Genomic DNA, 19,076 nt, shown 5'->3' with positions numbered 1-19,076 from the left:
CCAGAATGCTGCGGGTTCGAGGCTTGATCCACCCGACTTCGGCCGTTTGCGCGACGACAGACACCGCTCGGGGCGAAGAACGCTTGCCCAGCGAGCAAAATCAGGCGATCTTGAAGTCAAGCGGCAGGCCACTTGGGGAATGTCGGTTCATGTCCTTGCCGCCGATGCGGATCACGCCCTGCGTCGGCTCGATGAAGCCCGAGATCATGCGAAGGATCGTCGTCTTTCCACAGCCCGACGGGCCAAGAAAGGAAAAGAATTCCCCCGCCTTGATGGACACATTGGCATGGTCCACTGCGCGGAAACTGCCAAAATCGCAGCAGACATTCTCAAGTTCTATTCCGGCGCTCATCGCGTCGCGTTCCCCTGTCGTGGCATTGTTTTCGTTATGTGCTGGCCAAGGCCAGCCGGCCCGTTTGCGGGCGCAATCCGTGCTTCCCTTGCCGCGGGAAAGGTCTGTCCCCTGCCTGATCCTGCCTGCCAGAACGATGACGCCGGACCTTGGCCCGGCGTCACCTGTTGTCCTGGCCTGATCAGGCGGCCTTGTACTTGTCGGCATATTCCGCGCGCTTGGCGAGGAATTCCGCCGACTGGTCGGGCCACCACCACAGCTTGGACAGCGCCTCGTCGTTGAAGGTGCCGTTGTAATAGGCCGACACTTCCGGATCCATCAGATCCGCCGCGCCCTTGCCCACCGGGTTGGCCGAGAAGGCCGTCGCCCAGATCGCCGCCCCTTCCGGGCCCGAGATCCATTTCACGAATTCATGCGCCTGATCCACGTTCTGCGCATTCTTCATCAGGACAAAGCCCTGATGCCAGGCAATCGCGCCTTCCACCGGGGCAATGTACTTGTAGCCGTCATTGCGCAGGTTGAAGCCGGTCGAATCCCAGCACAGGCCAATCGTCGCGCCATTGGCGGTGAAGCCGGCATTGGCCTCGTTCTCGCCCGACCACCACTGCACGACATTGCCCTTGGCCTTGATGGCCTCGGCCAGGGCGATATCCCAAAGCTCCACCATCGCGGCCATGTCGGTATAGCCGTCCATCCACGGACGCGGCAGCTTGCCCTGCGCATCCAGCCAGCGGCCCATCGCCGCCAGCGCCGAATGCGGACGCACCACGGCCTGGTTTTCGGCATTGAACAGGTCGCCCAGCGAGGGCGGATCGGACAGGACGGCATCCGCCTCGCTCACCACCAGCGATTCCGTGCCCCAGACCGACGGAACATAAAGCAGCGCGCCATCCTTGCGCGACCGTTCGCCCGCGGCGCCATCGGCAAGACCGGGCAGATAGTTCGCCATGGCCAGCTTGGATTCGTCGAACGCGCCCAGAAGGCCGTTGTCGTTCCAGGCGCCGACGCGGTCGATGGTCGGCTCGATCAGGTCGATTCCGCCTGCTTCCAGCGCGACCTTGCCCTCGGCGAACATGGTGTCCTGATCCGGCAGTTCCTTGAAGTTGACCTTGATCCCGGTCGCCGCTTCAAAGGCCGGGAAGGCCTTTTCGGTGAATTGCGGATAGCCGGCCCAACCGGTGAAGTTCAGCTCGCCCGACGAGGCAAGCGCCTTGCGCGAAATGATCGCCGGCGCGGCCAGCGCCCCGATCCCCAGCGCCGTGCCCTTCAGCAGGGTCCGACGGTCAATCATCGACGTGTGTTTCTTCATGATAGCTCCCCTTTGTTTGGTCGGGCAGGGCGATGCCATGCCTGTTCCCGGATCGTGCCTTGATCGCCGATCTTGGGCGTATTGGTGACACGATTCGCGAAAGACGCAAAAGATGATTTCGTGAAACCACGGGCATGCGCGACAATGTTTCGTGCAAATGCCACCATACTGCGCGTCAGGGCGGGATCGAACATGCCTGCGGTTGCAAGCCCGTCCCGTCACGGCACCTTTCCGTTGCGCCCGCCACCGGGCCGGGGTGCGGGTTCAGCGCCACAGTCCCGGCCGTGCGCAGGGCAGGGGGCGCGTCAGGTTTGACCCCCGCAAGACGGGCCTCTATCCTTCCTGCATCCGGGCCTGATCCAGTCTCCCGGGATCGGGATCGCCTCTGTCTCGCGGTTGAATGGTGCAGGTCAAGGAATGGCAATGAGTGTTGCGGTGAACCAGATCCCCGCCCGGACGATCCATCGAGACGGTGCATGAACATCGAAGCCTCTGATCAGAAGCCTGCGCGCAAGACGGATGTGACGGTTCCGCCCGTGATGGATGATCTGTCTCAGGTTGGCGGGGCCGAGGCTTTCCTGCTGCGTGGCGGTCTTGTGGATGCCTGGTTCGAAGCGCGGCCCGGTTCGGATGTGCTGGCCGTCACCTTCGACAACCTCTCCTCCATCGGCGAATACGATCCGCCGCAGCCCTGGCTGCGCTGGCGGATGGAAAAGGCGGGGATCTCGCTTCTGGGGATCATGGCCACGCGCAAGGACTGGTATCGTAATCCCGATACCCCCGCCCTGATCGCGGCCCTGCGAGAGGCGGGGCTCTTCTCGCGGTTTCGGCGGGTGGTGTTCGTCGGGGCCTCCATGGGGGGCTTTGCTGCGCTGGCCTATGCGCCCATGGTGCCGGGGGCGGCGGTGCTTGCCTTCAGCCCGCAAAGCACGCTGGCACGCAGCATCGTCCCTTTCGAACGCCGATACCGCTATGCCGCGCGCAAATGGGACTGGTCCGATCCCGCCTATCTGGATGCGGCCGGGGATGGCCCGACCGAGGCCGAGGTGACGCTGGTCTACGATCCCTTCGTCCCCGAGGATCGCGCCCATGCGCGGCGCATCCGGGGGCCGCGCGTCAACCATGTCACCGTGGCCCATACCGGGCATCGCGCGATCCGCAACATCAAGCTGATCGGCGGTCTGCAGGAACTGATCGAGGGTGTCGTGCGCGGCACGCCCGACTGGCCCGCCTTCTGGCGCGCCTTCCGGGCCAGACGCGCACAGATCGGATGGCAACGCGATTTCGTGGCCAAGGCGCGCGAGAGGGGGCATCTGGCCCTGCTGCCCGGTGCGCTTGCCGTGTTGCGCAAGGCCAATCCCGAAAGCGGCTTCGCCCGGCGCGAGGCGCGCCGCCTTGCCCGGCCCGCCGATGCGCCCCCGCCGCCCGCCGCCCCTGCAACGGCCGAGGAAGGCCAGATCACCGTCGGCACCCCGGACTGGCCCAAACCCTTTGCGGGCCTGATCCTCGATCTTCCCAATGCCAGTTTCCTGCCGGAACGCGAAGGGGATGCCAAGCTCGCCTCGGGCATCCTGAAAGCCGATGGCAGCTACTGCACCCTGTCGCAGGGCTGGATCCGGGCGCGAAAGCCGATGCCGGCGCCCAGCCTTCTGCCCGGCGAAACCCTGCGCGATCTGCCGGGGGTTCATCTGTTCGGCGGGCATTTCCGGGGCCATTTCGGGCATTTCCTAGTGGAATCGACGGCCCGCCTCTGGGCGCTGGATCACCTGCCCGTGGCGCCCGACAGCATCCTCTATCTGCCCTATCGGGGCGAGGTGGGGGCGATCGAGAAGGCGATGGAAGGGCATGACCGCTTCTATCGACTGATGGGCATCAACCAGCCGGTCCGGACCTCAGGCACCGGGCTTCGGGTGGAGCGCCTCTTTGTGCCGGAACTGGGCTTCGGCTGGTCAGAACGCTATGCAGGCAGCCCGGCCTATCGGGATTTCATGCAAGGCCGCCTGCGCGCCGCCGTTGCGCCGGAAGGCGGAAAGAAACTTTACGTCTCTCGCGCGCGCCTTGCGGCCAATCGTGGCGGCATCCTTGGCGAAACCGTGATCGAAGAGAACCTCGCCCGCGCGGGGTATGAGATCTTTCATCCCGAAAAACACCCGCTCGAGGTGCAGATCGCCCGCTACCGCGCGGCGGAACGGATCGTCGCGCTTGATGGATCGGCGCTGCACCTTGCGGCCTTTGTCGTGGATCCGGGCACGCGCGTGGCGATGATCCTGCGCCGATCAAAGGCCAATGCCGCCGATTACCGGCTGCAGTTCCGTTCCTTCTGTGGCATCGAACCCGATGTGATCGACGTGATCCGCACGGATTGGGTTTCGGGCGATGCGGGCCGTGTCGATTTCCGCTCTGTGGGCGAGATTGATTTTCCGGCCCTGTTCAAGGCCCTCGCCGCGACCGGCTATGTCACCAAATCCTTCCGCCCCCGCCTGCCCAAGGCGGATGAGATGGCGGCCCTTCTGGCCGAATTCGCCGATCGGCGCGGCGGTGAGATGCGCCCCTTGCGGCAGGGCGAACGCCATGGCGACGAAGAGGATAGCTGATGCCGGATCTGACCTTCTTCTTCATCGTCGAACCGCCGAAATATCAGCTGATGGCCTGCTATCTGGCAGGCTCCATCCGCGAGAATTTTGGCCCGCAGGTGGCGATGGTCGGCTATTGCCCCGCGCACCGGATGGCAGAGCTTGACCCTTCGGTCGTCAAGGCGCTGGCCCGCATGGGTTGCGAGGTGCGGCCGATGCAGACCATGGGCCGCTTCGATCCGCCTTATCCGCATGGCAACAAGATGCTGGCCGCCCTGCAGCCACGCGACAGCGACTATTCCTGCTTTCTGGATTCCGACATCCTCTTCCTGCGCCCCAACCAGCCCGAAAACCTGATCCGCGAAGGCCATGTCAGCCTGACGCCCGCCGCCTCCATGGGCTGGGCGGGGCAGGATATCTGGCCGCGGATCTATGAAACCGTCGGGCTGGACCTGCCCGAGGAACGCATCCGCCTGATGAACCAGACCAAGGGCAAGGATCGGATGCCCTATTTCAGTTCCGGCCTCTTCGCCTTTCCCGAACGGCACCTGAACGGCGAGGGCCTGCGCTTCCCCGAAGTCTGGATGCAGGTGGCCGATGCCGTGGAAGCCAATCCCGACATTCCCGCCAAGCGGCCCTATCTCGATCAGATGACCCTGCCGCTGGCCATCCGCAAGGCGGGGCTGGGCTGGAACATCCTGCCCAAGGAGCAGCACTACATCCTTGGCGGGCGCAAGCGCGGGGAACCCCTGCCGCAGGATCGCGACATCTTTGCCGTCCACTACCGCACCTGGGAGATCGTCAAGGAATACGGTCTGGTCCGCCGCGCCAAGGACATGCTGGAAAAGCATGCAGGCGTCCGCCGGCTGGCCCAGATCGACAAGCGCGCCGAGGCGGCGGAGTGATCGTCAGATCCAGTCGAGGCTGACCCGGTTCGGATCGTAGCTTTCCGCAAAGGCCTTGCGCAGGGCGCGGAAGCGGCCACGCAGATCGCGGAACTTGCGTTCATGCGTTTCCGCCACCAGAACCCGGATCCGGTCGAACATGCTGTCGCGATGCATCGCCTCAAGGATATCCAGCTCCGCCCCTTCGATATCCATCTTCACGAAGGCGATCTCGGCCCGCTCGGCCAGCGTCTCGCGCAGGAAAGAGGGGAAATCCACCAGCGGCACATCGACGGCATTGTCGGAATCGATCTGCCGCCCGCCGTCAAGGATCGTGCTCTTGACCGAGGCGCCGGTCGGGTTGTCGCCAAAGTTGGCGGCGCGCATCAGCCGCACCGTTCCCGCCCCGATGCCCACAGCGGCATTGATCAGCCGGACATTCGCCCGCTCCGCAAAGCGTTCCGTCAGTTTTCCAAAGGCCCAGGGGTCAGGCTCGAAGGCAATGACATCCGCCCCGGTCCGCGCAAGGATTTCCGTGACCACCCCCATGTTGGCCCCCAGATCAAGGGCAAGATCCCCGGGCCGCAGCATCGCCGCGACGCCCGAAAGATATCCCTCGGCATGGGCCTTGCGCAGGTTGCGCTTCTGCCTGCGGATCAGCGCCTCGGCCTTCAGTTCGGCTGCGGATTTCTGTGCATCGCCCGCGGGCGTGCCCTCATCCAGCCCCTCGTCATCCGGATCGGCCATGACGCGTTACTCTTCCAGCGCGGCGGCGGGATCGACCCCTTCGATCTCGCACATCCGCGCGGCATAGGAATTCGCCAGCGGCGGATTGCGCCGCCACCAGGGCTTTGTCCCGTTCGTATAAAGATGCACCGACAGCGTGTTGTCGGTGAAATGCCCCTCGACCCGGCCATAGGGATCGTAGAAGACATCGTTCAACTGGAAGGGCACGGGATAAAGGTAATCCGGCGTCAGCGCCTTTTCGTAATCCCCGGTCTGTTGCGCGAACCAGGTAAAGGCCTGCGGCCCGAAAGCCGTGCGCTCGGCATTGTAGATGCGCACCGCCTGCGGAAGGCTGCGATCCTGCTTGTCCAGCTTCTTGCGCTGCTGCTTGTTGAACCAGGCCGGGGCCTCGGGCAGGTTCTCATAATAATCCAGCAAGCGGTCGATCAGTTCGCCCTTTGGCGGGATGTAGACCACGCCGCAATTCAGCGCGCCGCGAAAGCCGTGCCCTGCAAAGATATTGTCCATCTCATCGGGAAAGGGCTTGTGGCAGTAGGCGTCGCAGTCGATCCAGACCGCATCTATCGCCTTGATCATCTTGTAGCGGAACACGTTCGACAGAAAGGATTCCGACGTTTGCGACACGATGTCCATGTCGATCTTCATGATGTCGGTCGCCTTGCGCACCTCGACCCCGGCGGGGACATTCGACACGTCATGCGTGCAGTAAAGGATCGTCGGATGCCCGTTGCGGACATGCGACAGCAGGCAGATCTGGTTCAGGTAATGAAGCTTTTCGCCGATCCAGAGGGATGCGACGGGGCGGCGTTGGGGTACTGACATCATGCCTCACTATGCCCGGGAAACCGGGTCGTCTTGTTTGCCCGAACCTTGCCCGAAACCACCCGTCCTGTCCACGTTTCCGCATTCAAAAGGGCAGGGCGTGTCATTCCTGCTGAAAAAGCGCCTGGAAACGGTCAAAGGCTGCCTGCTCAAGGTCGCGCACCCCGGGGATGGCCCGGATACGGGCCTCGATGGCCTCACGGGCCGCGCGGTAATGCGCGATGGAGTGATCCTGCACCTCGTTCAGGTTGACCTGCCTGTAAAAGCCGCTGCCGATCCGGCGCTTGCGGTTGTTGCGCCCATTGGCATCGCCGCGCGCATGTTTCAGGCGATGCAGGTCATCGGATTTGACATGGTGGTGATGCAGGCAGGCATTCGCCCAGGTGCATTGTCCGGCCGCCGCCGCATATCCCGAACCGCGCTCCTGCAGCATCGCATCGACGGGCAGGGGCTGGCCTTCGGTGTTCAGGGCAACAGGCATGCGCCCGCCCTTCGGAAATTTCGGAGTATGGACATCCATCCGCAGAAAGGATCCAGGCCGGAAGATCGACTTGAAGTTCACCAGACGGCCGGACTCCGGCGTGGCGGGCACCGCCTCGGCCCAGGTGAACTGGTCCGTCACGCTGCCGCCGGTCCAGCGCGCGACCTCGCCGCGTCCGAAATGGCGCCACTGGACCCCGATCGACTCTGCCTGCGGAAAAAGGCCGGTCAGGGCACGCACCGACCGGTCGCCCGTCGTGACATTGAGGTATTCGTCGGCGTCAATATGCATCACCCATTCGGCCGCCTGCACATGGGGCAGGGCAAAGGCATGGGCAAGCGCGGTCTTCTGGATCGACCCCGCGGCTTCATAGGGGCCGGGATTGTCATACCAGTCGACAGGCTCTTGCTTGGCAATCAGGCGCAACAATGCACCGGTGCCGTCGGAACAGTCATTGGTGTAGACGGTGATCCGGTCAAAGCCCAGCGCCAGATGATGCGCCAGCCATTCCACCAGAAACAGCGCCTCGTCCCGCATGCAGGCGACGATCACATGTGTCATGCCTTTTCCTTCGCGGTCTGGGTCGGGGCATAGGCCCGCGTCAGGGCCGGATCGAACCCGAATTGCGGACCGGTCAGCCCGATCCCGGCAAAGGCCGCCTCGACAGGCGCGATGTCATCCTGCCAGCGTTCCATCCAGCGGCCGCTCAGGAATATCTGGACGGGAGGCGCGCCGGCATCCCTTGCCCAATCGGCAAGCATGTCCGGCGTCAGGCCGGGATGGCCGATCAGCAGGGCACCCGGCTGGATATCCCGCATCAGGGCGCGAAAGGCGGCGCCCGGCTCTGCTTCCCCGATCTGGCTGTCCAGCAGGCGGAACCGCTCTGACCGGGAAATCCCGTTGCGTTCGATGATGTCGCGCGCGACGGCCTGAAGGGCCGGGTCGTCCTCTTGCAGGACAAGGGTCAGGTCCGGGCGGACCTTGGCCAGATGGCAGGACAGGAAGCCGCAGCCTGCGCCCAGATCCAGAAAGACGGCACCTTTCGGCAGAACGCTCGGAATGCGGCGGGCGATGCCGCGTTCGAACTTTCCAGCCTCGATCACCTGCAGCGCCGAAGGCACGAAGATACGCGGATCAAGCGGCACTTCGACCGTGTGATTCATCTTCCAGCCCATCGGCGGATTGCCCGACATGTCCTTCGGGCCAGAGATGTAGCTGCCCATGGGAACGACCTGTGGCTTCGGTTCGGCAGGTGCGGACTTGCGATCTTCCTTCGCCTTGGCATTGCGGCGCTTTTCCACGTCGGACATCAGCGCCGCGATCTTTTCCTTGTCGCGGGCCTGCGGGGGCTTGGCCGTGATCTCGGTGATCGGAATGGCGGACGCCTTTGCAAGATCGGCCACAAGCTGATGGTAGGCCTCTGTCTGCTTCAGTTCCGCAAGCCGGCCTTCCGCGCGGTCAAGGGCGGCATGATGCAGGCGGTGCAACACCGGATCCGCCAGCAATTCCCGAAGCACCGCATCGCGCGCCGAGGAATAGCGCAGCATCGTTTCATCACGCACTTCGTTCCTGTCCTGCAGCGCCCAGTAGTCGGAGTTGTACTTGTCCTTCTTGTTGTTGACGTTGCCGCGCATCTTGCGGATCGCGTAGCTGTCGACCGACTTCACGGCGTAATGGTTCAACTGCACCCAGTCATAGCCCACCGTCCGCGTGATGGATCGCCAGCCCCGGAACTTGAAGTAATCCTCCATCTCGCGCCCGGATCCGTTCAGCCATTTCACACTGTCGGGAAAGGGCGTGTCGATGTGGCGGTTCTTCATCTTCGGGCGGTGGATGCCCAGTTTCCAGTAGTCCGGATCGAAGGTGAACAGCGTCTTCACGCCCCAGCCCTTGTTCCACATGGGCGGTGCGGCACAAAGATACTGCTCGGTCACCGGCGCTCGTGACCAGTCCACCACGCCGCCTGAACCGAAGATGCGCCAGGTCACGACGATCCCGTTCGCATCCTGCGCCTTGGCTGCGGCGATCAGATCGTCCAGCGTGCCGTCGCCATAGCGGATCGACAGGAATTCATCCGCATCGAAGACCATCACCCAGTCGGATTTGCAGACGACCGGTTCCTCCTGCGCGTGGTTCAGGGCGCTGGGCTGGGGACGCAGCCCTTCGGGGATGACGTTGCGGCGGTGATGTGCAAGGCCCAGTTCCTCAAGCCGGATCAGCATGTCATCCGTGCCGTCGGAACAATCATTCGTATAGACGACCAGATCGGTAAATCCGATGGCGATGTGATGGGCCACCCATTCCAGCACGAAGGGGCCTTCGTCCTTCATCATCGAAACGGCGGTGACCTGTCCATGCGGGCTGGCATGCGGCTTCTGGCGGAAGGGCACGGTTCCCCACAGGTCGGATGCCCCGCGTGGCTTCCTGACCCTGGCTTCCGACGTCATGATCGACCCTTACGAATTGGCACATGCCTCTGATGCCCCGAGGCCATGTCTTGCGTCAAGCGTCCTGCGTGGCCATGGCCGGGCTGGACCGTCGGCATGCGGCAAACTAGCATGGCTGTGTATCGAGTTTCCGGGGGGCAAGGATGCCATCGCAGGTCAACAGGAATGCGCAGCGCAAGATCGGCAAGCTGCTTGAAGGAGAGCCGACAGCGCAAAAGCTGAACATGGCGCTGCGGCATCTGGCAATGTGGCGGGCGCATTTCCTTGAGAACCTGCTGCAGGAACGTTCCGGCGACAGGATCCTGTCGGGCCCCTTCAAGGGGATGGCCTATCCCCTGCGCAGTTCGGAAGGATCGCGCAATCCCCGCCTGATCGGCTGCTACGAGGCCTGCCTTGCCCCGGTGATCGAGGAGATCGTCGCAGGTGGTTATGACACGGTTGTCGATATCGGCTCGGCCGAAGGCTATTATGCCGTGGGTCTTGCCCTGCGCATGCCGAAGGCGCGCATTCTGGCGCGCGACAGTGACGATCAGGCGCAATCTGCCTGCACCCAGCTTGCGCAGGCCAACGGGGTGCAGGACCGGGTTCTCGTCGGTGGCACGGTCACGCATGACGAACTGAACCGGCTGATCACCGACAGGACAGTGGTGATCTGCGATACCGAAGGCGCCGAGGAGCAGCTTCTCGATCCCGCAGCCGCACCGGCACTGCGACGGGCCGATATCCTTGTGGAAGTGCATGAGGGCATGAAGGAAGGGCGTCTCGATCTGCTGGTCCGGCGGTTCTCGCCGACGCACGAGATCCGGCGGATCGAACGCAAGCTGGATGATCAGGCCTTGCCGGGCTGGACGGACCGGCTCGGCGATCTGGACCGGCTGCTTCTGCTCTGGGAATGGCGATCGACACCGACGCCGTGGCTCTGGATGACGCAGAGGCGGACATGACGGATCCCGTGCTGGCCAATGCCGCCATCTGGTTCGCACCGGATGGGTTTGATCCGTCGCGCGGCGTGAATGGGCGTCGCATGGCCGGGGACAGTTTCCTGCGCGGCTGGATCCGGCACGGAAGGATGCCGGAATGCGTTGCACTGACCCATGGGCCGAGCGACGGCCGCGCCTTTCGCGATCTGGTGGCCTCGCTTCGCCCTGATCTGCCTGTCCGGGTCGAGCGGCTGGACGATGCAAGGGCCATTGCGCCGGTGGGAACGATGTTCTTCTCCGGCCCCAATTTCGCGACCGAGGCCTGGCGGCGCAGCCTGTGGGGCGAAACGGCCTATTCGATCTGCGGCATGACCCATACCATGTCGACCAAAGCTGTCATGGAGGGAGCATTCCATCTGCGCACTGCGCCGCAGGCGGAGTGGGATGCGGTGATCTGCACTTCGCGCGCGGTCCGTTCGGCCCTGTCCGCGCAGATGGACATGATAGATGCCTTCCTCTCTCGCCGCTTCGGTGGCCGCCTTCCGCCCCGCCCGCAATTGCCCGTCATTCCCCTGGGAATCGACTGCGCCGAATTCCAGCCCGATCCGGCGTCAGGTGCCGCGCTCAGGATGGAACTGGGCATTGCGCCCGAGGACAGTGTCGCCCTTGTGGTGGCGCGGCTAAGCCCGCACGAGAAATTTGATCCACTGCCTGTCTATCTTGCCCTTCAGCAAGCCCGGCAGGGGGCCGACCGCAAGCTGCACCTCATCCTTTACGGCAATTTTCCCGACGACTATTCGCGCCGGGTCTTCATGTCGACGGCCGATCGCTTCATGCCGGATGTGGGCCTGCATCATGTCCCGCATGCCGGCCCTGCGCGCCGCCTGGCCGCGCTGTCTGCCGCCGAGATGTTCCTGTTCCCGATCGACAACCTTCAGGAAAGCTTTGGCATCGCCCCGGTCGAGGCGATGGCGGCCGGCTTGCCCGTCGTGGCTGCGGATTGGGACGGCATTCGCGACACTGTCGACGATGCCTCTGGTATCCTGGTCCCAAGCACAGCTGCGCGAAGCGAACATGTCACCTCGACCGGATTGCGCTACCACGGGGGCACCGACAGCTATATCCAGTTCCTGGGCCAGATATCCGCGGTGACGGCGCTGGATGTCAGGCGGATGGCAGAAGGGGTGCGGGCGCTGATGACAAGCCCGGAATTGCGCGCCCGGATGGGGAAAGCCGGGCGCGAAAGGGCGCGGCGGCATTTCGACTGGTCGGTGATCGTGCCGCGCATGCAGGCACTGTTCGGCGAGTTGGACGCCATGCGCCGCTCGGCCGACAGCGCGCGCCACCCGACTATCGCGGCATCGGAGCTGCCGGTCGCCCCGTCGCCCATGACGCTGTTCGCATCCTTTCCGACGCGCCAATTGGCACAGGGGGCGCGGTTTGCCTGGCTTGGATCGGACATCCTTCCTGTGACCGAAGCCTTCGCCCTGCGCGACTATATGGCAACCCGACGCGTCTTCGAAACCGCCGATCATGTGCAGGCAACAGCTGTGGCGCTGGAAATGCGGGGCCATGCATCGGCGGCAGAGCTTGCACAGCACCTTGGCTATCCCATACTGCGTGTGGAACGATGCCTCTTGTGGCTGATGAAATATGGCTATGCCGGACTGGAGGAGGTACCCGCATGACCAGGACGGTAATGATCACAGGGGCGGGCAGCGGCATTGGGCGCGCCACGGCACGGGCCTTTCTGGCACAGGGCTGGCGCGTCGCAATGATGGGGCGACGGGCAGAGGCGTTGGAGGAAACCGCGCAGGGAAACCCGATGGCCCTTGTCCTGCCCGGGGATGTCAGCCTGCCTGCCGATGTGGACCGCGCCTTCGCCGGGATCGAGCGGGAATGGGGGCGTCTCGACCTGCTGTTCAACAATGCTGGCCTGTCTCTCAAGGCCGCACCCATCGACGAGATTGCCGTCGAGGATTGGCAGCGCCTTGCCGAGGTGAACATCACGGGCATGTTTCTTTGCGCAAGGGCTGCTTTCGGCCTGATGCGGCGGCAGCAGCCCCAGGGCGGACGGATCATCAACAACGGATCCATCTCGGCCCATGCGCCAAGGCCGGGTTCGGCACCCTACACCATATCGAAACATGCCATCACCGGTCTGACAAAGACGCTTGCCCTGGACGGGCGACCCTTCGACATCGCCTGTGGGCAGATCGACATCGGCAATGCCCTGACCGACATGGCACAGGCCTTCACGAAAGGGGTGCCACAGGCCGACGGGTCGATCCGCGTGGAGCCGGTGATGGACGTGGCCCATGTGGCGGATGCCGTGGTTCACATGGGAAATCTGCCGCTTTCGGCCAATATCCCGTTCCTGACGATCATGGCGCGCGACATGCCGTTCATCGGCCGCGGCTGATCACGCTTCGCGGCAGAACATGTCATAGACCAGTGCGATGGTCCGGCTGACCTTCGGATCCTGGATCGAATAGAAGATCGCCTTGCCTTCGCGGCGGCAATTCACCAGCCCTTCGAGACGCAACCGCGCCAGTTGCTGGCTTACGGCGGCCTGGCGGGAATCCAGCAGACGTTCGAGTTCCGTCACGGATTTCTCGCCCGAGGACAGATGGCAGAGGATCATCAACCGGCCCTCATGCGACAGCGCCTTCAGGAAAGCTGCGGCTGCGGTGGCGCGGACCATCATTTCATCGACGGCAAGCTCTGCGCAGCCGTCCTTTGAGTCGACGGGTTCTGCGCCAGCGCGCGTCACATGCATCTGCATATCCTGCTCCGTTCCCATTGGGGTGGCTTAACACGTAATCATCAGATGTGCGACAGTGCTGGAGGCTGCAACGCGATCAGACCGTCTTCTTGCGGAAAATGGGGCACAGTTTCGTGATTTAAAGCCCGTTTTCCCGTGATTTTGGGCCGACCGGCGTGTTTTTTGGCCTTTCAACCGCAGCCTATCCCCGTTGAGGCGGGCCTTTCCCGCCATCTCCGGGCAGGGGGCGACCAGGGCGCGTGACGGCGTGTCGCTGAAATGCCTGCGGATCCGGCAAAGCTGGGCTAGGGTCTGGTCGACTCAATCCGGGTGAACCGCATGACAAGACCGCTTTCCGCCTTCACCGCTGCCGGGCGTTTCTGGCGCGGGAACCTGCATACCCATTCCACCAGATCGGATGGCGTGCTTGCACCCGAAGAAGTGTGCCGCCGCTATCGTGCCGAGGGGTATGATTTCCTTGCCCTGACGGATCATTTCGTGGGCATGTGGGGCTATCCCATCGTCGATACCGTGCCTTTTCGGACAGAGGGTTTCACTACGATCCTGGGCGCAGAACTGCATTCGGGGGCCATGGCGAATGGCGAGTTGTGGCATGTTCTGGCCGTTGGCCTGCCGCCAGATTTCGCGCCGTCGAACAGCCCCGATTTCGTGCCGCGCGCGGATCAGGAAACTGCTGCCCAGATCGCCGAACGGGCCGTTGCTGCCGGGGCCTTTGTCGCAATAGCCCATCCGCAATGGTCGGGGCTGACCCTGGCAGACGCGCGTTCGGTCACGGCGGCGCATGCCGTAGAGATCTACAATCACGGCTGTGCCACCGGATGCGACCGGGCTGATGGTTTTGCCATCGCCGACCTGCTTCTTACCGAAGGGCGACGCCTGTCGATGATCGCCACGGATGACGCGCATTTCAGCGAGCCGGATCACTTCGGCGGTTGGGTCATGGTCAAGGCCGAGAGGAACGAACCCGAAGCCCTGCTGGCGGCGCTGAAGCGGGGGGATTTCTATTCCAGCCAGGGCCCGGAATTGCGGGATGTGCGGATCGAGGGCGACAGGGTGGTCGTCGAAAGCTCTGCCGTGTCATCGGTCATCGTGCAGGGCTGGGGGACAGGGGCCAAGGGGGTGCATGGGCATTCCATGACGCGGACAGAGGTGCCACTGGCGCGCCTTCTGAACAGCCCGTGGCTGCGGGTCACGGTGATCGACGCAGCGGGCAAGCGGGCCTGGTCCAACCCGTTCTGGCGCGAGGTGGATGGCGGCAATCCCCGGACCTGAGGGCGCATGGGGGGGCTTTGCGCCCCCCTTTCTGTTTCAGTTCCCCAGAATTCCCGGCAGGCGCAGGTCCATCGCGCGGGCATGATCCAGCGCGATGTCATAGCCCGCATCGGCATGGCGCATGACGCCTGTTGCTGGGTCGTTCCACAGGACGTTGTTCAGCCGACGCGCAGCGTCTTCGGTGCCGTCCGCCACGATCACCATCCCGGAATGCTGCGAGAAGCCCATGCCCACGCCCCCGCCGTGATGCAGCGACACCCATGTCGCGCCGGAGGCGGTGTTCAGGAGCGCGTTCAGCAGCGGCCAGTCGGAGACGGCGTCGGAGCCGTCCTTCATCGCCTCGGTTTCCCGGTTGGGAGAGGCGACGGAGCCGGAATCGAGGTGGTCGCGGCCGATGACGACGGGGGCCTTCAACTCGCCCGACTTCACCATGTCGTTGAACATCAGCCCCGCGCGGTGGCGGTCGCCCAGCCCGATCCAGCAGATGCGGGCGGGCAGGCCCTGGAAGGCGATGCGTTCCTGCGCCATATCGAGCCAGCGGTGGAGATGGGCGTTTTCGGGGAAGAGCCGCTTCATGGCCGCGTCGGTGGCATGGATGTCCGCCGGATCGCCCGACAGCGCACACCAGCGGAAGGGGCCGATGCCGCGGCAGAAGAGGGGGCGGATATAGGCGGGGACAAAGCCGGGGAAGGCGAAGGCGTTCTCCAGCCCCTCATCCTGCGCGACCTGTCTGATATTGTTGCCGTAATCCAGCGTCGGGACGCCCGCATTCCAGAAATCGACCATCGCGGCGACATGGGCGCGCATGGAGGTGCGGGCGGCCTTCTCCACCTCCTTGGGGGCGGTTTCCTGTTTCGCGCGCCATTCGGCGGTGGTCCAGCCTGCGGGGCAGTAGCCATGCAGCGGATCATGGGCCGAGGTCTGGTCGGTGACGATATCGGGGCGGGGGCCGCCTGCCTTCATGCGGGCGACCAGTTCGGGGAAGATCTCGGCGGCATTGCCGAGAAGGCCCACGGATTTCGCCTCGCCTTTCGCGGTCCAGTCGGCAATGAGGGCGAGGGCTTCGTCCAGCGTCTGCGCCTTGGCGTCGAGATAGCGGGTGCGGATGCGGAAATCGATGCGGGTTTCGTCCACTTCGACGGCAAGGCAGCAGGCCCCGGCCATGACGGCGGCCAGCGGCTGCGCGCCGCCCATGCCGCCGAGGCCGCCCGTGAGGATCCAGCGGCCCTTCAGGTCGCCGCCGTAATGCTGACGGCCCGCTTCGGCGAAGGTCTCGAAGGTGCCTTGCACGATGCCCTGGGTGCCGATGTAGATCCACGATCCGGCGGTCATCTGGCCATACATGGCCAGCCCGCGCTTATCCAACTCGTTGAAATGATCCCATGTCGCCCAATGGGGGACGAGGTTGGAGTTGGCGATCAGGACGCGCGGGGCGTCCTTGTGGGTGCGGAAGACGCCGACGGGTTTGCCGGATTGCACCAGCAGCGTTTCGTCGTCGTTCAGGGTTTTCAGCGTGGCGACGATGCGGTCGAAATCCTCCCACGTCCGGGCGGCGCGGCCGATGCCGCCATAGACCACCAGCTCGTGCGGGTTTTCGGCCACGTCGGGATGCAGGTTGTTCATCAGCATGCGCATCGGCGCCTCGGTCAGCCAGCTTTTGGCGGTGATTTCCGGGCCGGTCGGCGGGTAGATGTCGCGGAGGTTGTGGCGCTTGTTCATGTGGGTGTCCCTTCAGAGCGTGGGAAGCTGGATGGACGTGGCCGAGGCGAGATCGCCATGGGCCACAAGTTGCGCGGCGGCTTCGATATCAGGGGCGAGATAGCGATCCTCGCCCAGTGTCGCGACGTCCTGCCGGAGGCGGGCGACAGCCTTTTCGAGGGGCGGCGACGTGTGCAGGGGCGCGCGGAATTCTATGCCCTGGGCGGCGCAGAGCGCCTCAACCCCAAGGATGCGCGACAGGTTGGCATTCATACGTATCAGGCGGCGCGCGCCATGGGCGGCCATGCTGACATGATCTTCCTGATTGGCGGAGGTGGGGGTGGAGTCGGTAACCGTGGGGTGGGCGAGGTGCTTGTTCTCGCTCATCAGCGCCGCGGTGGTGACTTCGGCGATCATCAGGCCGGAATTCAGGCCCGGGTTCGGGGTCAGGAAGGGCGGCAGGTCGAAGGACAGCGTCGGATCCACCATCAGGGCGACGCGGCGCTGGGCGATCGCGCCGATCTCGCTGATGGCCAGCGCGATCATGTCGGCGGCGAAACCCACAGGTTCGGCGTGGAAATTCCCGCCCGAAACGATCTGGCCATCGGCCAGCACCAGCGGGTTGTCTGTTGCGGCATTCGCTTCGATTTCAATAGTTTGCGCAGCCTGACGCAGAATGTCCATGGCGGCGCCGGTGACCTGCGGCTGGCAGCGGATGCAATAGGGATCCTGCACGCGGGTATCGCCTTCTCGGTGGCTTTCACGGATTTCGGAACCATCAAGCAGGGCGCGCAGGGTGCTTGCGGCCTCGATCTGGCCCGCATGGCCGCGAAGCGCGTGGATCTGGGGGTGAAGGGGGGCGGTGGAGCCCATGATCGCATCGGTCGACATGGCCGAGATGACGAGCGCCCCCTGCGCATTGCGCCAGGCATCGAAGAGGCCCGCCAGCGCATAAGCGGTTGAGAACTGGGTGCCGTTGATCAGGGCCAACCCCTCTTTCGGGCCGAGCGTGACAGGGCTGAGCCCCCGCGCGGCAAGGGCCGCGGCGGAGGGAAGGATCTTTCCGCCGACCTCTGCTTCGCCCGCACCGATCATGGCAGCGGTCATATGGGCGAGGGGGGCAAGATCGCCCGAGGCGCCGACGGAACCCTGGGCAGGGATGACGGGGGTAATGCCATTCTCCAGCATCGCCTCGAGCAGGGCGATAACCTCCCAGCGCACGCCAGAGGCCCCGCGGCCGAGTGAAAGCAGTTTCAGTGCCATCATCAGGCGGGCGACGTTGCGGGGCATCGGGTCGCCCACGCCACAGCAATGGGACAGGATCAGGTTGCGCTGCAGCGTTGCGGTATCCTTTGCCGCGATCTTGAGCGAGGCGAGTTTCCCGAAGCCCGTATTGACGCCATAGACAGCGGTATCGCCGGCCGCGGCGACGGCGATCCGGGCGGCAGCAGTATCGACCCCCGCGCGCGCCGAGGGATGAAGCTTTGCCGGAAGTTCATCCCGATAAAGGCGCTCAAGCTGGGTCAGTGTCGTGGCGCCGGGGGTGAGGAGTTCAGGCGTCAAGGCGGCCTCCGATAATGGATCTGTGCAGGGCTTCTGCCCCGATGCGATAGGAGAGTTCGGCGGGATGCTGGGCATTCCAGAGACAGAGGTCTGCGCGTTGGCCCGGCACGAGGGTGCCCCGGTCGGCAAGGCCAAGCGCGCGGGCGGCATGGGCCGTGGTGCCCAGCAACGCTTCTTCCGGTGTCATCCGGAAGAGGGTGCAGGCCATGTTCATGGCAAGCGGCAAGGATGTCATGGGAGAGGACCCGGGATTACAGTCGGTGGCGACGGCCATGGGGACATGGGCCGCACGAAGGGCTGCGATGGGCGGTGGCGTCGTGTCGCGCAGGGTATAGTAGGCCCCGGGCAGGATGGTGGCGACCGTGCCCGCACGGGCCATGTCGGCCACACCTTCGGGCGATAGATGTTCAAGATGATCCGCCGAAAGGGCGGCATGGCGGGCGGCGAGTTGGGCGCCCCCGAGGTTTGACAGTTGTTCGGCGTGAAGCTTGACCCGCAGGCCAAGGGCCCGGGCGGCAGTGAAGAGCCGGTCGACCTGCGCGGGACTGAATGCGATGGTTTCGCAGAAGGCATCGACCGCGTCGATCAGCCCTTCGGCATGGGCGGCACGCAGCGAGGGGATGGCGACACCCTCGATATAGGCGTCCGGATTTTCCTTGTATTCCGGTGGGATGGCATGCGCGGCCAGGTGGGTTGTGGTGATCGTGACAGGCCGCATCCGGCCAAGGCGGCGGGCGGCGCGGAGCATCTTGAGTTCGTCTTCGATTGTCAGGCCGTAGCCGGACTTGATCTCTATCGTGGTGGTGCCCTGCGCGATCATCGCGTCGAGGCGGGGCAGGGACTGGGCGACCAGATCATCTTCGCTGGCCGCGCGGGAGGAGGTGACGGTGGACAGGATGCCCCCCCCGGCACGGGCAATCTCTTCGTAGCTTGCACCCTGAAGGCGCAGCTCGAACTCGGCGGCGCGATTGCCTGCGAAGACGAGATGGGTATGCGCGTCGATCAGGCCCGGGGTAAGGAGCTTTCCACCGCAATCAATGGTTTGCGCCTTTGGCGCCTCAATCCTCGGGCCGATCCAGGCGATGCTTTCGCCTTCGATCAGAAGGGCTGCATCCGGGATCAGGCCGTATCCGCCGCGCATCGTGGCGGCGGTGAGGCCGGTCAGGAGAATCGCCATTGCGCCTTGCCTTATGTCTGAGCTTTGCGTTATTATGTCTATACAT

Annotated in this window: 17 protein-coding genes; 6 read left to right on the top strand and 11 right to left on the bottom strand. The window is 64.3% G+C overall.

Annotated features, from left to right (window positions below):
- Positions 1-100: 100 nt before the first annotated feature.
- The 3 genes from G5V65_RS12050 to G5V65_RS12040 form a co-directional block, all read right to left on the bottom strand.
- Positions 101-352 carry an ATP-binding cassette domain-containing protein gene (locus G5V65_RS12050; RefSeq protein ID WP_165050376.1) on the bottom strand — a complete coding sequence of 84 codons (252 nt, stop codon included), beginning with the start codon at positions 350-352 and terminating at the stop codon, positions 101-103.
- A gap of 181 nt (positions 353-533) precedes the next feature.
- The gene (locus G5V65_RS12045; RefSeq protein WP_165050374.1) at positions 534-1,661 is read right to left on the bottom strand and encodes an extracellular solute-binding protein; all 1,128 of its coding nucleotides are present in this window, start codon (positions 1,659-1,661) and stop codon (positions 534-536) included.
- Positions 1,658-1,855 (bottom strand): hypothetical protein, encoded by a 198-nt coding sequence (locus tag G5V65_RS12040; RefSeq protein WP_165050372.1) that lies wholly within the window; start codon positions 1,853-1,855, stop codon positions 1,658-1,660. The genes G5V65_RS12045 and G5V65_RS12040 overlap by 4 nt, the downstream gene beginning before the upstream one ends.
- A gap of 282 nt (positions 1,856-2,137) precedes the next feature.
- Between G5V65_RS12040 and G5V65_RS12035 the strand changes: the two genes are divergently transcribed.
- Positions 2,138-4,255, top strand: coding sequence for a glycosyltransferase 61 family protein (locus G5V65_RS12035; RefSeq protein WP_165050369.1), 2,118 nt, complete (start codon positions 2,138-2,140; stop codon positions 4,253-4,255).
- Positions 4,255-5,139 carry a hypothetical protein gene (locus G5V65_RS12030; RefSeq protein WP_165050367.1) on the top strand — a complete coding sequence of 295 codons (885 nt, stop codon included), beginning with the start codon at positions 4,255-4,257 and terminating at the stop codon, positions 5,137-5,139. The genes G5V65_RS12035 and G5V65_RS12030 overlap by 1 nt, the downstream gene beginning before the upstream one ends.
- A 3-nt stretch (positions 5,140-5,142) precedes the next feature.
- On the opposite strand, the gene G5V65_RS12025 is transcribed toward G5V65_RS12030, so the two are convergent.
- The 4 genes from G5V65_RS12025 to G5V65_RS12010 form a co-directional block, all read right to left on the bottom strand.
- Positions 5,143-5,865, bottom strand: coding sequence for an FkbM family methyltransferase (locus tag G5V65_RS12025; protein WP_165050365.1), 723 nt, complete (start codon positions 5,863-5,865; stop codon positions 5,143-5,145).
- Between the two features lie 6 nt (positions 5,866-5,871).
- Positions 5,872-6,687 (bottom strand): hypothetical protein, encoded by an 816-nt coding sequence (locus G5V65_RS12020; protein ID WP_165050363.1) that lies wholly within the window; start codon positions 6,685-6,687, stop codon positions 5,872-5,874.
- A gap of 103 nt (positions 6,688-6,790) precedes the next feature.
- Entirely contained in the window at positions 6,791-7,729 is a 939-nt protein-coding gene (locus G5V65_RS12015; RefSeq protein WP_165050361.1) for a glycosyltransferase family 2 protein, read from the bottom strand.
- The gene (locus G5V65_RS12010) at positions 7,726-9,615 is read right to left on the bottom strand and encodes a glycosyltransferase family 2 protein (protein ID WP_241250541.1); all 1,890 of its coding nucleotides are present in this window, start codon (positions 9,613-9,615) and stop codon (positions 7,726-7,728) included. Before G5V65_RS12010 ends, G5V65_RS12015 begins: the two co-directional genes overlap by 4 nt.
- A 143-nt stretch (positions 9,616-9,758) precedes the next feature.
- On the opposite strand from G5V65_RS12010, the gene G5V65_RS12005 reads away from it, so the two are divergent.
- Genes G5V65_RS12005 through G5V65_RS11995 form a run of 3 tightly spaced genes read left to right on the top strand, consistent with a single transcriptional unit; the run spans position 9,759 to position 12,957 of the window.
- On the top strand, positions 9,759-10,559 hold the full coding sequence (locus G5V65_RS12005) for a hypothetical protein (protein WP_165050360.1): 801 nt from the start codon (positions 9,759-9,761) through the stop codon (positions 10,557-10,559).
- Positions 10,508-12,223 (top strand): glycosyltransferase family 4 protein, encoded by a 1,716-nt coding sequence (locus G5V65_RS12000; RefSeq protein WP_165050357.1) that lies wholly within the window; start codon positions 10,508-10,510, stop codon positions 12,221-12,223. The genes G5V65_RS12005 and G5V65_RS12000 overlap by 52 nt, the downstream gene beginning before the upstream one ends.
- Positions 12,220-12,957, top strand: coding sequence for an SDR family oxidoreductase (locus G5V65_RS11995; RefSeq protein ID WP_165050355.1), 738 nt, complete (start codon positions 12,220-12,222; stop codon positions 12,955-12,957). The genes G5V65_RS12000 and G5V65_RS11995 overlap by 4 nt, the downstream gene beginning before the upstream one ends.
- Here the strand turns inward: G5V65_RS11995 and G5V65_RS11990 are convergent, their stop codons facing one another.
- Positions 12,958-13,242 carry an ArsR/SmtB family transcription factor gene (locus tag G5V65_RS11990; protein WP_241250549.1) on the bottom strand — a complete coding sequence of 95 codons (285 nt, stop codon included), beginning with the start codon at positions 13,240-13,242 and terminating at the stop codon, positions 12,958-12,960.
- 396 nt (positions 13,243-13,638) lie between these two features.
- On the opposite strand from G5V65_RS11990, the gene G5V65_RS11985 reads away from it, so the two are divergent.
- Positions 13,639-14,592: a PHP domain-containing protein gene (locus G5V65_RS11985; RefSeq protein WP_165050351.1), complete on the top strand. Its 954-nt coding sequence runs from the start codon at positions 13,639-13,641 to the stop codon at positions 14,590-14,592.
- A gap of 36 nt (positions 14,593-14,628) precedes the next feature.
- Here the strand turns inward: G5V65_RS11985 and hutU are convergent, their stop codons facing one another.
- The 3 genes from hutU to hutI are packed head-to-tail and all read right to left on the bottom strand — an operon-like array spanning position 14,629 to position 19,024.
- Complete coding sequence (hutU, locus tag G5V65_RS11980) at positions 14,629-16,311, bottom strand: urocanate hydratase (protein ID WP_165050349.1); 1,683 nt, start codon at positions 16,309-16,311, stop codon at positions 14,629-14,631.
- Between the two features lie 12 nt (positions 16,312-16,323).
- Complete coding sequence (gene hutH, locus G5V65_RS11975; RefSeq protein WP_165050347.1) at positions 16,324-17,853, bottom strand: histidine ammonia-lyase; 1,530 nt, start codon at positions 17,851-17,853, stop codon at positions 16,324-16,326.
- Positions 17,843-19,024 carry an imidazolonepropionase gene (gene hutI / locus G5V65_RS11970; protein WP_394352240.1) on the bottom strand — a complete coding sequence of 394 codons (1,182 nt, stop codon included), beginning with the start codon at positions 19,022-19,024 and terminating at the stop codon, positions 17,843-17,845. Before hutI ends, hutH begins: the two co-directional genes overlap by 11 nt.
- Positions 19,025-19,076: the final 52 nt, after the last annotated feature.

It is taken from the genome of Paragemmobacter kunshanensis (genome assembly GCF_011059185.1).
In the GTDB taxonomy this organism is placed as follows: domain Bacteria; phylum Pseudomonadota; class Alphaproteobacteria; order Rhodobacterales; family Rhodobacteraceae; genus Paragemmobacter; species Paragemmobacter kunshanensis.
The sequence above is the reverse complement of the archived record's forward strand: the minus strand, read 5'-3'. Positions and strand labels throughout refer to the sequence as shown.